This is a genomic window from Haloarcula sp. K1 (assembly GCF_001647155.1).
Classification (GTDB): domain Archaea; phylum Halobacteriota; class Halobacteria; order Halobacteriales; family Haloarculaceae; genus Haloarcula; species Haloarcula hispanica.
In genome coordinates, this window is record NZ_LRHL01000045.1 from 281,583 (window position 1) to 295,378 (window position 13,796).

Genomic DNA, 13,796 nt, shown 5'->3' on the forward strand with positions numbered 1-13,796 from the left:
ATGAGTGGCTTGCGATAAAAACCAACAGACGGCGTGGGGATTTCACAAACGTTTTATATACACTCGTATCGGTGCTAGGTGGGTTCTGGGCCCTGTCCAATCGCGTTGGATTCGCCCACACGATTGCTTCGGGCTGGAATCCGTCGTCGAAATCGACGACTTCCGATGGTACGTTGCACCCCATTTCTCCCACCCCCATAGCAACGTACCATTCTTTCGTGTGATTGACTGAGTTGTGCGTCCCGTTGACGACTGTATTCCGTGGAATTTCCACTATGCTAGGAGTTACCACAAAAAATATGCCGAACGGCGCATTACATCGACATGGGTTCTGATCCCCGTTTTGGGCCTTTCCTACTTTGAGCCACTCGCCCCACCCCACGGGTCCAGAACCCACCGTGCCTCTGACTGCAGTGGGTGGCACACAAGGTGCCCATTGCCACCCGCCGTCCGCTTTCCCGCAGGAGCCCAAAACCTGTTTGGCCGTACTTGCTTACGAAAGCGTGAAACTGCTGTCTCTGTCGTGGCCGCTACCGATGGTAAGTAACTTCTCGCAGAAGCGTGTGCCGCGTCAGTCAGCGCACCGTTTCAGCACCGCTGAGCAGGTGGTGACAGCTTCAACAGGAACGTCCCGCTCGTCAGTTGCGTACCTCGATCACTGTTTTTGAGCACCGACGGCAACGGTACAACACGTTACTCCGTCACTGTGAGTCGGCACCTCAGCTCGATTCGGCGAGGATGTCGGCGAGTTCATCGCGGTCAAACAGCTGTTCGTCCTCGGGAATGGCCGGGAGCTCGCCAGCGGTGATCTCGCCCGGCCACTCCCCGAACTCGTCGGGATAGAGCTGTTTTCCAAGCATCTCCGTCTGGAAGAGATTGATGATCGGGCCCTGATAGGCTGACCCGCCGACGTACAGTTCGTCCTCCTGAACGGCGGTGAGTTCCTGCCCCAGCGAGCTATCACGCATCCCCTCGACCGTCTTTCTCAGCGCATCCTCGCCGTTCCAGTCGCGGTAATTGACGCCGAAGTGGAACACCAGCACGTCGGGATCGATGTCGAGTAGCGCCTCGTAGTCGACCTGAATCCCGGACTGGCCACCGTACTCGCCCTCGAACGCGTCGACAACGCCGAGATCTCTGTACTGTTTTTTCCCGTACGCCTTGTCGATCTCGGTTCTGGGGTTGTAGGCACGGAAGAACCCCTCGTTGTCGGGGTTTATCTGTGCATTGAGCAATCCGACGCTCGGACGGTCGGACTCCGGTGGAACCCGGGACCGCATTTCCTGTAGCGCCTGCTCGTAGAGAGTGTTGATAGCAGCGGCTGTCTCGGGCTTTCCGAGCAGTGCCCCGTACCTGCTGACGAATTCGGGGATATCGTAGTAGGGATAGGACTCACCACTGGGCCATGTGGGCCAGTCGTCGCCGCGCTTGCGGCGGCTGGCGTTCCCAAAGAACGGCCCAATCGAATCGGTAATTTCGGAGATATCGCCCTCGTCAGCACCGTAGTACGAAATGAACCGGTTCGGGTCAGTAGCGAACAGGTCCGGGTCGAGTTCGTAGAGCATCTCCGTTCGGAGCGACCAGTCGTCTGTCCGGACCAACTCCAGTGACTCGGGGTCGGGCACGTCTACGCCGGGAAGCTGGTCGTAAAACCCGGTAAACCAGAACTGGTTGCCTTCGGCGGCGATGAGTTTGTCGGCCTCCCCCAGTGCAGTCAGGATGTCCTCCTCGAATCCCCACCCGCCGACGATAGTCTCCGGGTTCGACTCGAGTCTGAGTTCGCCGACCGGTGCCATCGTCCCTGAAAAAGACCGGTCGGGTCCTGCCTTGGTTTCCCCTGACTCGGTGGCCTCACTCGAAGCCCCAGAACAACCCGCGAGCGAGCCAGCGGTCAGCAGCGTGGTCCCGTACTTTACGCACTCCCTCCGTGTCGACCACGTTTCGTCCGGATCTGTCTTCGCCATAGATTTTAGCCCAGCCTAAAGTAACAAATAACCTTCGATTTTTAGCCCAGCCTAAAAATAATGGCAACCCAGCCACGCGGAACGAGTCGTGGCCGCGCACGTGCAGGGCATCTACAATCCGAGATGCTTTTGTGCTAGGAGGGGCTCCGTTAGCGGGGTATGAACGACTTACGTACTGGGTTGAGTTACGGCGACGTTCTTCTCGTCCCGAAACGATCACCGGTCGACAGTCGGAGTGACATCGACCTTTCGACGCCGCTTACTCCCGCTGTTGAGCTAGACACGCCGCTCGTCTCCGCCGCGATGGACACCGTCACGGAGGCAGAACTGGCAACCGAGCTTGCGCGCTCAGGTGGGTTCGGGGTGCTGCACCGGTTCCTTACGCCCGAAGAACAGGCCGAGCAAGTAAAGCAGGTGAAAGCAGCGGACGAACAGGTCGGTGCGGCCGTCGGCATCAACGAAGATTACGTCGCACGGAGCGCTTCCGTGATTGCGGCCGGTGTCGATGCGCTCGTCGTCGACGTGGCCCACGGACACCTGGACCGGACGCTCAATGCCGTCGAAACCCTCGCCGACGAATTCCCCGACACCAACATCATCGCCGGCAACGTCGCGACGCCCGCAGGTGTCGAAGACCTCGCCGCCGCCGGGGCCGACTGTGTCAAAGTCGGTATCGGGCCGGGGTCGCACTGCACCACCCGGAAGGTCGCGGGTGCCGGCGTCCCCCAGCTGACCGCTGTCGATGACTGTGCTACAGCCGCCGAGGATCTGGACGTCACTATCTGCGCGGATGGCGGCATTCGCACGTCCGGTGATGCGGTGAAAGCCCTGATGGCTGGGGCAGACACCGTGATGCTCGGGAGCCTCTTTGCCGGTACGGAGGAGGCCCCCGGTGCAGTCGTCGAAGTCGATGGCACGCGGTACAAGCGATCACGAGGGATGGCGACCACCGCCGCGGCCGAGGACCGTGATGACAAACAGAACAACGTCAGCGCCGACGAAGGAGTCGAAGCACTGACCCCGTACAAAGGCTCTGTGGCTGCCGTGGCCGAGGAGTTCTGTGCCGGCATTCGCTCCGGACTCTCTTACTGTGGCGGGCACACCATCGTTGCGGCCCGCGACAAGGCGGAGTTCATCCGTGTCGCCCAGAGCGCGAAAGAACGCGAGGGGTTCCACACGGACCACGACTGGGAAGGCGTCAACGTGGAGAGTGAAGCCACACAGGTGCGCGACGCCGGCACCGAAGCAACTGTCGACAGCGACGACTGAACTGATAGCAACGACTGGACAGGCTAGCTGCCTATCGAGGGCATCAAAAAGAGACGGTAAATCACTCCGTATCGCGTTCGAGTGTCGCCCGTCGCTGTTCGTATTCCTCGTCAGTCAGCTCTCCGCGGGCGTAGGCGAGCTTGAGTTCTTCGAACGCTTGGTCCGAGTCATTCTCACTGCCGACTACGGCCCTGTAAACGAGGTAACCACCGCCGATAATGGCGGCTAGGAACAGGAGTCGCATCACGATTCCGACGACGAACATCCAGCCCGGCATCGTTCCGCCGCCCCACATTCCACTGCCCCACATACCGCCCATCATTGGCCCGAACCCCATCATCCCGAAGCCCATGAAGACCATCGGAACGATGACGAAGGCACCAATGATGAGGAGCAGGATCGTGACCAGCCGTGTGTCGTCCGTAGTTTCAGGCATATATGTTCACTCCGTGGGTCCGCCTCTACTGTTACGTACGTGGTCATAGTTCAATGCGGTTGCGCCTTAGATTCATGTGAATCGAACCCCTATATTCTTGTTTCCACAGCTGAAGCCGGCTATAGGGCACGATATCTTAAGGGAAACTGCAAAAGACGACCCCTACGATAGTACCGTTATGCAGGCCACGATGATCGACGGGGTGGTTGAAGCCCTCCGTATCGGTGTCGGATTCCTCTGGACAGCCGCGTGGGCGATCATAATGGGCCTCACGATTACGAGTCTCGTTCAGGTCTACGTCTCGAAAGAGCGAATGGCAGACGTGCTGGGCGACGGTGATCTGACCGGCCTCACCAAAGCGACCGCGTTCGGGGCAGCGAGCAGTGGGTGCAGTTTCGGGGCCGTCGCCATCGGGAAGGGGTTGTTCAAGAAAGGTGCTCACGCGGTGAACTTCCTGGCGTTCATGTTCGCGTCGACGAACCTCATCGTCGAACTCGGGTTGATGATACTGATTCTGCTGGGCTGGGAGTTCCTCGTCGCCGAACTCCTCGGCGGCCTCATCCTCATCGCTGTCATGGCCGTCATCGTCCACTTCACACTCCCCGAGACCCTGTTCGACGAAGTGCGTACGACGCTCAACGAGCGTGACCGAGCGTCGGGCGCAACTGAGGACCCCACATGCGGGATGGAGGGCACAGACGAGTACACACTCACGACCGACGGCGGGGAGACGCTGCAGTTCTGCTCGGAGGGCTGTATGGAGACCTACCTGCAGACGACGTCCAGTCGCGGCGGGTGGCGCGAGGAGTTGCTGTCCTGGGGCGGCTGGTACAAGATCGGGAACCAGTACCGCAAGGAGTGGTCGATGATCTGGAAGGACGTCATCGCGGGCTTTCTCGTCTCCGGGTTCGTCATCGTCTTCGTCCCGCAGTGGGTGTGGAACACGCTGTTCGTCCAGGGTGATGGCCTGCTCGTAACCGCCGAGAACGCGATCATGGGCGTCGCCATCGCCGTCGTCAGCTTCGTCGGCAGTATGGGTAACGTCCCCTTCGCCGTCGCACTCTGGGGCGGCGGCATCAGCTTCGCCGGCGTCATCGCGTTCGTCTACGCCGACCTCATCACGATCCCCGTGTTGAACGTCTACCGGAAGTACTACGGCTGGAAGGTCATGCTGTACATCCTTGGTGTCTTCTTCGTGACGATGGCGTTCACCGGCTTCTTCATGGAACTGCTGTTCGACGCCTTCGGCATCGTCCCGGATCTGGCCGGCGGGGAGACGGCGACCGAGCAGACGTACTTCCAGCTCAACTACACGTTCTACCTTAACCTCATCGCCTTCGCGCTCTCTGGGTTTCTCCTGTACGTGTACCGCCGCGGCCTCGGTGCGCCCGGGCAGTACCGCGACCCGGTGTGTGGGATGCGGACCGACGAGGCGGGATCGAGCGCGTCCCACGAGGGGACGACGTATTATTTCTGCTCACAGACCTGCAGAGACGCCTTCGATTCGAACCCGGGCGCGTACGCCACCGGACACCCGATGGTGATGGAGGGACACGACCACTGACGGCTGTTTCGTCACAGCCGCCAACACCTGCTTCGGCGACGGCCAGTGTGTACACAGCAGTACCTTTAGACAGAAGTTGCGAGGCCTGGCTGTGTGGCGGATTTGAATTGCTGTCTTTAGGACCTCGACTACCCAGATTTAACCGTATTGTTGACCGTGTTACTCGTCGCCCCCGTCAGCTGCGGGGAGGTCGTCGTCTGTCTCCCCAGCACTCTGCAACAGGAGATCCGTACCGGCTGCGGCGACCATACCAACGCCAACCGCGCGCAACTGCCGGCGATACGCTGGCTTCACCTGCAACTCGGACGCATTGTCGAAGTTCTTCCCGATCATGGCTTTGATAAATTTGACACTTATCTGCGGGAAGAGCGCAGTCACGACGCCTTGGAAAAGTACGACTGCTGCACTGAGTTTGCGACTGTTTCGACTATCCAACATGCATTTATCTACGCGTCCGACAGGAATGACTATTGCGACTAATCCACTGCATTGAGAAACGTAGAAACTGTTTTATTGGTGTCTGGGGCGCATCGACCACGCTCCGCAAGCCGTTTGAATTGGCCACCTGTACGACCAGTCTCTCACCGGTGCACTACCCTGCCTTCCGCACCGTCACCGCCGAGTGCTTGTACTCGGGAATCTCGGCGACCGGGTCGAGGGCATCGCCGGTCAGGGCGTTTGCGAGCGGGTCCAGATAGTGGAAGGTGCAGAACACGACCCCGGGCCGAATAGCCGCCGTTACGGCCGCCGACACCGTCACTCTGCCGCGCTCGCTTTCGACGACGACAGTATCGCCGTCCTCGATATTCCGAGCGGCGGCATCGTCCGGGTGGATTTCGAGGACGTCCTCCCCGCGCATTCGCATGAGCGTCTCAGACCGGCGAGTGAGTGCGCCGCTGTTGAAGTGCTGGAGCGCGCGGCCCGTCGTGAGAACGAGTTGTTCCTCGGCGACGGCATCGGCCGGTGGCGACGGCGAGACCGGAAGCAGCGGTGCCGTCTGCTGGCCAGAGGCGAACGTCTCCGCATGGAGAACGTCGGTGCCGGAATCGGCGTCCGCCGGGAACGGCCACCGCTGGTAGCTGTCTCCGATGCCGTCGTAACTCATGCCGGCGTACAGCGGATTGACCCGCGTTAGCTCCTCGAACACCGCTTCCGGGCCGTCGTAGTCGAACGCATCCGACTGGCCGACCAGCCGCCGGCCGAGGTCCGTGAGGATATCGAGGTCACGGCGGGCGTTCCCGGGCAGGTCAGCGTTCGGTCGCATCCGCATCACTCGCCGGTCCGTGTTAGTCACGGTCCCCGCTTTCTCCGCCCAACTGCTCCCCGGAAGCACGACGTCTGCGTGGTCGACGGTCGCCGTTTCGAAGAGGTCTATGACGACGCAGAAATCGAGTTCATCGAAGCCGGCCCTGACAGAACTGGCGTTCGGTTCCGTGACGGCCGGGTTTTCGCCGAACACGACCGCAGCCTTGACCGCGTCACCGAACTGGTGTGTCGCAGTCGTCTCCGTCAGGCCGGGTTCGCTCGGCGGCTCGACGCCCCACTCGTCGGCGACACGCTGGCGGGCATCCGGGTCCGTGACTGGCTCGTATCCGGGGAGCACGCTGGGAAGTGCGCCGACGTCGCCGGCTCCCTGGACGTTGTTCTGGCCGCGGAGCGGGTTCACGCCGGTGCCCGGACGTCCGACGTTGCCGGTCAGCAGCGCGAGATTCAACAGCGCGTGCACGTTGTCGGTCCCGGACGTGTGCTGGCTCATCCCCATCCCGGTGACAATCGCCGCCCTGTCGGCTTCGGCGTACGCTCTGGCGGCTTCCCGGACGGTTTCCGGGGCAACACCGGCTGCGTCGGCACCCGATTCGATGTCGGCGTCGTCGAGATGTGCTGTCAGATCTGTATAGCTGGTCGTTCGATCCTCGATGAACGACTCGTCGACGAGTCCCTCCTCAACGACGACTTTCGCCATCGAATTGAGGAGCTGGATGTCGTATCCGGGACGGACATCGAGGTGGATGTCGGCGGCATCGGTCGTGTCCGTTTCGCGCGGGTCGATATGGATGAGCGTGGCCCCGTTTCGAATTGCCGGCAGAAAGTACGAACGGAAAATGACAGGGTGCTGTTCGGCCGGATTCGCCCCGGTGACGAGCAGGCAGTCGGTTTCGGCGAGGTCATCGAGCGTGTTCGTCATCGCCCCGGCACCGAGGCGCTCGCTCATCGCGGCGACCGTCGACGAATGACAGAGGCGAGCACAGTTGTCGACGTTGTTGGTGCCGAGCATCCGCGCAATCTTTTGAAAGACGTAGTTCTCCTCGTTCGTGCAGTTCGACGAGGCGAAGAATTCGACTGCGTCTGGCCCGTGCTGGTCGATGATTTTCCCGAGTCGGTTGGCCACGCGAGATAGGGCGGTTTCCCAGGGTGCGGTGACGAAACGACCGCTCTCCCGGACCAGTGGCTCGGTCAGCCGGTCCTCGTGTTCGACTACGTCGAACGCGGCTCCGCCCTTGGGACAGATCTCTCCTTTCGTGTTCACTGGCCCCGCTGTGCCGGTCGCCTTCCCGTTGCCTGCATATTCTATCGTACAGCCGACGCCACAGTACGGACAGACTGTCTGCTCGGCCCGGGGGTTTTGATCCTGACTGTCACTCATTACTCTTTTGAACAAACGGAACGCAGATACAAGTAGCCGACCGGTAAAACCTGTGCGAGTTTATTAGTGTGTCAATAACTTCACTTTTGGAACAGTGCCAGACCTGTTTTCGGGCTGTCGCGGCTGACCGTGCTTGCGGGTGCGCCGCCAGTTTCGAGAGCCACACCACATACTGTAATGGGATGTCGATCGTAGTATCAGTAGATGCGACCAGCCCTGACGACTGTGCAAATCTTCGCGCTACTCGCGGTAGTTCTCAGTACACTGGTTTTCGCTGCGTCGTTTGCCGTCGACACCACCAGCGCCCGCCCCGAACCGGTGGCGTTCGACAACACCGTGCAACGCGGTGTTACGGCGGCCGACGAACAGATTGCCCGGAATCGGAGTATCAGCGTCCCGCGCGCGCAAGTCTTCTACTCGCAGTACCGCTACGTCGTCGGCTACGTCGGCCTCAGTCAGGCTGTGACAGCGCTCACGGAGCCGGGACACGAGCAGCAGTTCGGGTATCCACTCGTGGTGTACGTTTCCGATTACAGTGACCGGCCGGTCAGGTGTGGCGATGACGGCTCTCTCCGGACCGCCACACCGCCGGACTGGGTCGAGGCCAATCAGGCCCACTACGTCGTCGACGGGCCAGCGAGGGTGCCGTCCGGTCCGGCGGTGGTTCCCTTCGCCGACCGGGACGACGCTGCGGCGTTCGCGGAGACGTGCGGCGGACGAATTATCGACTGGGAGACGCTCAAGACTCGTTCGTTCGACCTCAAGCAAGCGGCGGCGGTCCGAAAGCAGGTCGGCCCGCGCCGAAGCAATGCCGATGCCACTGTGCAGGCGGCGCGAGAACGCCGAAACCGGCCTGTCTCGGTCGAAGTTGGAACTGACGCTCCGACGGTTCAGGCGGCCGTCGATGCGGCCCCGCCGAACACGACGGTCGTCGTCCCGGCAGGGACCTACGACGAGCAGGTGACGATAGACAAGCCACTCACCCTCAGCGGCCCCGGAGCGACGCTCGACGGGGGTGGGAGCGGCACCGTCGTGACCGTGACTGCCGACCGGGTCGGTGTCACCGGGTTCGACATCGTCGGTGTCGGAAACACGACGGTCGGTGATCCGACGAACGCCAGCGATAGCGCCTGGGACGCAACCGTGACGACCGCCTACGGCAACAGCGACGCCGCCGTTACCGGTCGCAACGCGTCCGGACTGTACGTCGCGAACCTCAGCGCCGAGACGCCCGCAAGCGGCGTCGTTCTGCGGCGGACACCCGGTGCGGTTGTCGAGAATGTCACGGTCAACGGGACGGCAGACTGGCAAGACGGGTTCATGGGCGTTATCGGGATGCACGGCCCGATTGTCGTGCAGGACTCGGTGTTCAACGGCGGGCGTGACGGCGTCTACCTCCACCGGGCCGACGGGACCGCTGTCCGGAACAACACGTTCAGGGACAATCGCTTCGGCGTCCACCTGATGTACACCTCCCGGTCGCTCGTTGCGGACAACGTCGCCCGGGGACAGGAGTACGCTGGCGTCGTCGTCATGACGAACCCTGTGGCCAACGCCATCGTCGGCAACGACGTGCGCCACTCCGGCAGTGGCGTCATGTTAGCTGGGTCCCGGAGCTATATCGCGCACAACGTGGTAGTCGACACCGACCAGGCGATGTCGACAAACGCCGACCGGTCCCTGTACGAGCACAACGTGCTCTACGGGAACGACATCGGCGTGCGAGCATCGACGGTCGTCCCGTCGAACATCGTCACCGAGAACGATTTCATCGCCAACGACCGCCACGCCGTCTCGGGACCGGGGCCGCTGCGCGTGTACACGCACGACGGCAGGGGGAACTACTGGAGCGGCGCGTACGATCTCACTGGCGGGACTGGCCCGGTGTTGGCCCAGTCCTACTCGCCCACCGATTCTGTCGACCGCCGTCTCCACCAGACCGACGCTGCGGTCGTCCTCAGGGCGGCACCGAGTGTCCGGGGGCTCCGGGCGCTCCGCGGCACCACGCCCGGCTTTCGCCGGGGAAGCATCGTCGACAGGGCACCCCTGACAGACCCTGCTAACCCCGGGGCCGTCAGGCATCTTCGAAACGAGACCTCGATGGAGGAGGCAGCATGACCGGGGAGACGTACCTCACGGCGGACGAGGTCACGAAGAAGTACGGCGATGTCACAGCCGTCTCGGAGGTGTCACTCGACGTGCCGTCCGACGCCGTGACTGGGTTCATCGGCCCGAACGGGTCCGGGAAATCGACGCTCCTGCGCGTGCTTCTGGGCGTCGAGCGACCGACCAGCGGCACCGTCTCGTACAGCGGGCCGGAGGCCGAACGACAGTTGGGCTACCTGCCCCAGCGGCCGACCTTCCGGCCGGGCTTTAGCGTCCGGGAGACCGCCGCGTTCTACGCGGACCTCGTCGACGACGACCCGGACCGGCTCCTGGAACGTGTCGGCCTCGAAGAAGTGGCCGGCCGTCCCGTGTCCGGGCTCTCCGGGGGGATGACGCGCCTCCTGGGAATCGCACAGGCACTGGCCGGTGACCCACCCATCGTGATGCTCGACGAACCGGCAAGCGGTCTCGACCCGGCAATGAGCCGACTGATATTCGACATCATCGAGTCGATTGCCGACGCCGGTCGTGCCGTGGTTCTTTGCTCGCACGAACTGCCGCTCGTCGAGGAGACAGCTGATCGACTGGTAGTGCTCGAATCCGGCCGCCTCGTGCGGACCGGGTCGGTTGACTCTCTGCGAGAACAGACCGGCGGGCCGCTCCACGAGACGTTCACAGCGCTTCTGGAACAGGACCGAGCCACTATCGCTGCACCGGAGGGAGAGCAGGCATGACGGAGGGCAACCGGTTCTGGACCGTTTTCGTGCGGGAAGTCCGCAGTGCGGTCAGGACACGCACCTATCTTGCGCTCGGGCTGGTCACGGGGATTGTCCTGTTCGGGCTCGCTCATGCCGGTGGCGGCCCCGCCGGCGGCTACGTTCCCACCGTCGTTGATACACTCGTTGCCGTCGAAGTCCTCGTACCGACGCTTGCCTTCGCTGTCGGCTACCGTGCGATTGCCGATCCCGCCGTCCGGGGTGAACTCGATATCCTCGACACCTACCCGCTCTCGACGTGGTCGTACGTCGGTGGGGTGTACGCGGGGCGTGCCCTCCTGTTGCTCACCATTGTCGTCGTCCCGCTGCTGGCGCTGGGCGTCAACGTGGCGACGACCGCGGGACCGGAGACAACGGTGTTTGCGAGCCATCGCGGCGTCGACTCGCCGTTCCTGTTCATCCGGTTTATCGCACTGACGGTCCTGTACGCGCTCACGTCCTTGACTATCGCGTTCCTGTTGTCGGCGCTCGCCCGAAGCCGGGGCCGAGCACTCGTGCTCGCACTCGCCGGGCTGCTTGTCCTCACCGTCGGCAGTGACCTCGCGGTGTTTGCAGCGCTCGACACCGGCGTCACGACGGGCACACTCGGCGGCGCGCTCTCCATGACTCCGGCGGGTGCGTATCGCGGACTCGTGTTCGATCAGGTCCTGTACGTCGCTGTTCCGGGCCGGTCAGCGTTCGTCCCGACGTGGGTCGCCGCCCTCTCGCTCCTATTCTGGTGGGGACTCACGTTCGTGGGGGCGATGCTTGCGACGGATGCGGCCTGATTTCAGCCGTCGTCCGTTGCGGCCGCGAGTCCGCCGTCGACCAGCCGCGTGAACCGGTCGATGAGACGGTCCGTGAGCGATGGACGGACTGCAGCGAGCAGCCGCCGTGTCTCGTCAGGGTCGGTCAGGGCCACGACGACACGCCCCCGTTCGCCGTACGACTTTTCGAGTATCCCCGCGTCGGCCAGTGCCGAAACGTGCCAGGAGACCGTACTCCGGGCGACTCCCAGCCGGTCGGTCAGTTCGTCTGCCGACAGGGACTCCGCTTCAAGCAGATGCAGGAGAATCGTGCGCGCAGTCTCGCGCCGGGCAAACGCGAGCACACGTCGCTCCCAGGGGTCGTACTCCCGGCTGTAATAGTGCGTCTTGCCCTGGATTTCCTCGGCAACCACGTCGCCGGCACGACGCAGTTTCCGCAGGTGATACTGTGCCTGCCCAGTCGCGATATCGAGATCTGCCGCAAGCGCGTTGAAATGGACCCCCGGTTTGGACTCGACGTGGGAACGCACTTGCTCAGTAACCGTGGACATAGTCTTCAGTACGGCTTTCCAGCCTCCGGGACAACAGGGTATCGGACGTTCTCACTGCGCGGGAACTCGCCTACATCCCGCCCACCAGTTCTCGCGTTATGTCCTCGGCAGGGAGGGTCTGGCCGCCGTACTCCTCGGCGAACGACTCGGCGTCCGTGCTGTCGCTGAACGGGACGATAGCGGGTCCCATTGCCCCCTCTATCTCCGAATTTGCGACGACTGTGAGCTCTTCAGTCGAAGCGAACGCCTCTGACTCCAAGTGCCGGGAGATGATGGTCTTGCCCCCATCAGTCCGAACATCGTAGTCGGTTGTACTGTAGTCGGTCAGGAACGTCTCCGCAGGCGTCCACCCCGACTGTTCTTTGGCGAACCGATGCCGATACGTGCAGGTCGTACTGCAGAACCGTGCTGGTGGGTCGTGCCCCTCGGGCGTGTTGTCCTGATAGTACGTTTGGCCGACTGGACCCGGGTGCTGGTCGATGACCATCCCACACTGGTCACAGTTCTGTCCGCTCTCGATGGCGACCGGTTCCAGCTCTTCACTGGTCCCCAGACACCCCGAGAGCGACACGACTGTCGCGGTCCCGACGATGAAGTGCCGGCGTGTCAGCGCTGGTGCATAGTCAGACATACTAGATAGTACACTAGACGACACCAAATGGTTCGTGGTGCGACCGTCGAAACGCCGGTCAGTCGGGGACGCTCGGCGGCGCGACCGAGTAGATCGCACTCAGCACCAGCAGCGCGATGAGGAAGTCGAACCCGTGTTCGGTGAGGTGATGTACTACCATCGGGACAGCCCCGAGGACAGTCCCGATGCCGACCACGGACCGAAGGACCAGCAACCCGATAGCGACAGTCAACAGAACGTACGGCCGCGACCGGCGTCGGTGTGTACTGGCCGCCGCGACGAAAAACAGCGCCAGCGTTCCGAGCGTAGCGAGTCCCAGCACGGCGATTAACATTGCGGATTGACCGGGACTAATCCAGTCAGCCGTCGGTTGGAGCATCGCTCAGATCATAGATCAGACGGTGACACTGGAATCGGTTTCGGTCGCAGTCGTAGCTGTGCCCGTACCTGACGCCGAGGTGAGTGCTCTGAGACAGTTCCGCCGGTGTATGACCGTTTGAAAGGGTCTCTGTGTAACTCTCTCAGGTAGCCACCAGCACCGGTCGTCCCGCGTTCTGGACGACTCGGTCGGTCACGCTTCCCATTTGGCCAGTTTTCGTGTGAGAATGGCCGTGGTATCCGAGCACGATCAGGTCGGCGTCGACCTCGTCGGCATAGCTGATGATCTCCACGTACGGTTTCCCGTGACAGCAGCGAGTGGTGACCTCGACGCCGAGCGCGTCACCCCTCTCGGCGACCTCTGCGAGTTCATCGTTCCCCCATTCCTCGATTTCGATGGTCTCCAGTTCCATACTACTGAGGGCTGGCTCGGCGTGTCGGTCCGTATCGACAACAAAGACGGCGTGAAGCTCGGCACCGTGTTGCTCGGCCTGTTCGAGCGCGTGTGTCGCTGCGCGGTTCGCGTCAGCACTGCCGTCGGTCGCGACCACAATCGTGTCGTACATACTAAAAGAATGCACCGCTTCCTATTTCAATCCGCTGACCATTATCAAAAGCTAATAATCTATTGTTGTATTGGGTACCCGTCCACATATCGATCCGTTCGATTTTTGGAGGTGTCGCGTATCGTATTTACAACGGCTAAAACGTCATTCCCGTCCAAAGTCGGT

Annotated in this window: 13 protein-coding genes; 5 read left to right on the top strand and 8 right to left on the bottom strand. The window is 62.1% G+C overall.

From position 1 onward, the window contains the following. Positions 1-719: 719 nt before the first annotated feature. Entirely contained in the window at positions 720-1,964 is a 1,245-nt protein-coding gene (locus AV929_RS19660; protein ID WP_014031033.1) for an ABC transporter substrate-binding protein, read from the bottom strand. Between the two features lie 159 nt (positions 1,965-2,123). Between AV929_RS19660 and AV929_RS19665 the strand changes: the two genes are divergently transcribed. Further along, entirely contained in the window at positions 2,124-3,233 is a 1,110-nt protein-coding gene (locus AV929_RS19665) for a guanosine monophosphate reductase (protein ID WP_064289070.1), read from the top strand. A 61-nt stretch (positions 3,234-3,294) separates the two neighbouring features. Here AV929_RS19665 and AV929_RS19670 read toward each other — a convergent pair whose 3' ends face one another. Continuing rightward, entirely contained in the window at positions 3,295-3,669 is a 375-nt protein-coding gene (locus AV929_RS19670; RefSeq protein WP_007188436.1) for an SHOCT domain-containing protein, read from the bottom strand. Positions 3,670-3,847: 178 nt separating this feature from the next. Between AV929_RS19670 and AV929_RS19675 the strand changes: the two genes are divergently transcribed. Next, positions 3,848-5,233, top strand: a complete 1,386-nt coding sequence (locus AV929_RS19675) for a permease (protein ID WP_064289071.1) — start codon at positions 3,848-3,850, stop codon at positions 5,231-5,233. 159 nt (positions 5,234-5,392) lie between these two features. Here the strand turns inward: AV929_RS19675 and AV929_RS19680 are convergent, their stop codons facing one another. After that, positions 5,393-5,671, bottom strand: a complete 279-nt coding sequence (locus AV929_RS19680; protein ID WP_050038374.1) for a hypothetical protein — start codon at positions 5,669-5,671, stop codon at positions 5,393-5,395. 154 nt (positions 5,672-5,825) lie between these two features. Continuing rightward, positions 5,826-7,877 (bottom strand): formate dehydrogenase subunit alpha, encoded by a 2,052-nt coding sequence (fdhF, locus tag AV929_RS19685; protein ID WP_064289072.1) that lies wholly within the window; start codon positions 7,875-7,877, stop codon positions 5,826-5,828. Between the two features lie 204 nt (positions 7,878-8,081). On the opposite strand from fdhF, the gene AV929_RS19690 reads away from it, so the two are divergent. Genes AV929_RS19690 through AV929_RS19700 form a run of 3 tightly spaced genes read left to right on the top strand, consistent with a single transcriptional unit; the run spans position 8,082 to position 11,526 of the window. Further along, the gene (locus tag AV929_RS19690) at positions 8,082-9,995 is read left to right on the top strand and encodes a NosD domain-containing protein (protein ID WP_064289073.1); all 1,914 of its coding nucleotides are present in this window, start codon (positions 8,082-8,084) and stop codon (positions 9,993-9,995) included. Then, complete coding sequence (locus AV929_RS19695; protein WP_050038371.1) at positions 9,992-10,717, top strand: ABC transporter ATP-binding protein; 726 nt, start codon at positions 9,992-9,994, stop codon at positions 10,715-10,717. The genes AV929_RS19690 and AV929_RS19695 overlap by 4 nt, the downstream gene beginning before the upstream one ends. Beyond that, complete coding sequence (locus tag AV929_RS19700; RefSeq protein WP_064289074.1) at positions 10,714-11,526, top strand: ABC transporter permease; 813 nt, start codon at positions 10,714-10,716, stop codon at positions 11,524-11,526. Before AV929_RS19695 ends, AV929_RS19700 begins: the two co-directional genes overlap by 4 nt. Before the next feature lie 2 nt (positions 11,527-11,528). Here AV929_RS19700 and AV929_RS19705 read toward each other — a convergent pair whose 3' ends face one another. The 4 genes from AV929_RS19705 to AV929_RS19720 form a co-directional block, all read right to left on the bottom strand. Beyond that, positions 11,529-12,056, bottom strand: a complete 528-nt coding sequence (locus AV929_RS19705; protein ID WP_050038369.1) for a helix-turn-helix domain-containing protein — start codon at positions 12,054-12,056, stop codon at positions 11,529-11,531. A gap of 70 nt (positions 12,057-12,126) precedes the next feature. Then, positions 12,127-12,687, bottom strand: coding sequence for a nitrous oxide reductase accessory protein NosL (locus AV929_RS19710; RefSeq protein ID WP_050038368.1), 561 nt, complete (start codon positions 12,685-12,687; stop codon positions 12,127-12,129). Positions 12,688-12,745: 58 nt separating this feature from the next. Beyond that, positions 12,746-13,021 carry a hypothetical protein gene (locus tag AV929_RS19715; protein ID WP_004595131.1) on the bottom strand — a complete coding sequence of 92 codons (276 nt, stop codon included), beginning with the start codon at positions 13,019-13,021 and terminating at the stop codon, positions 12,746-12,748. A gap of 187 nt (positions 13,022-13,208) precedes the next feature. After that, complete coding sequence (locus AV929_RS19720) at positions 13,209-13,631, bottom strand: universal stress protein (RefSeq protein ID WP_008311793.1); 423 nt, start codon at positions 13,629-13,631, stop codon at positions 13,209-13,211. Positions 13,632-13,796 lie beyond the last annotated feature (165 nt).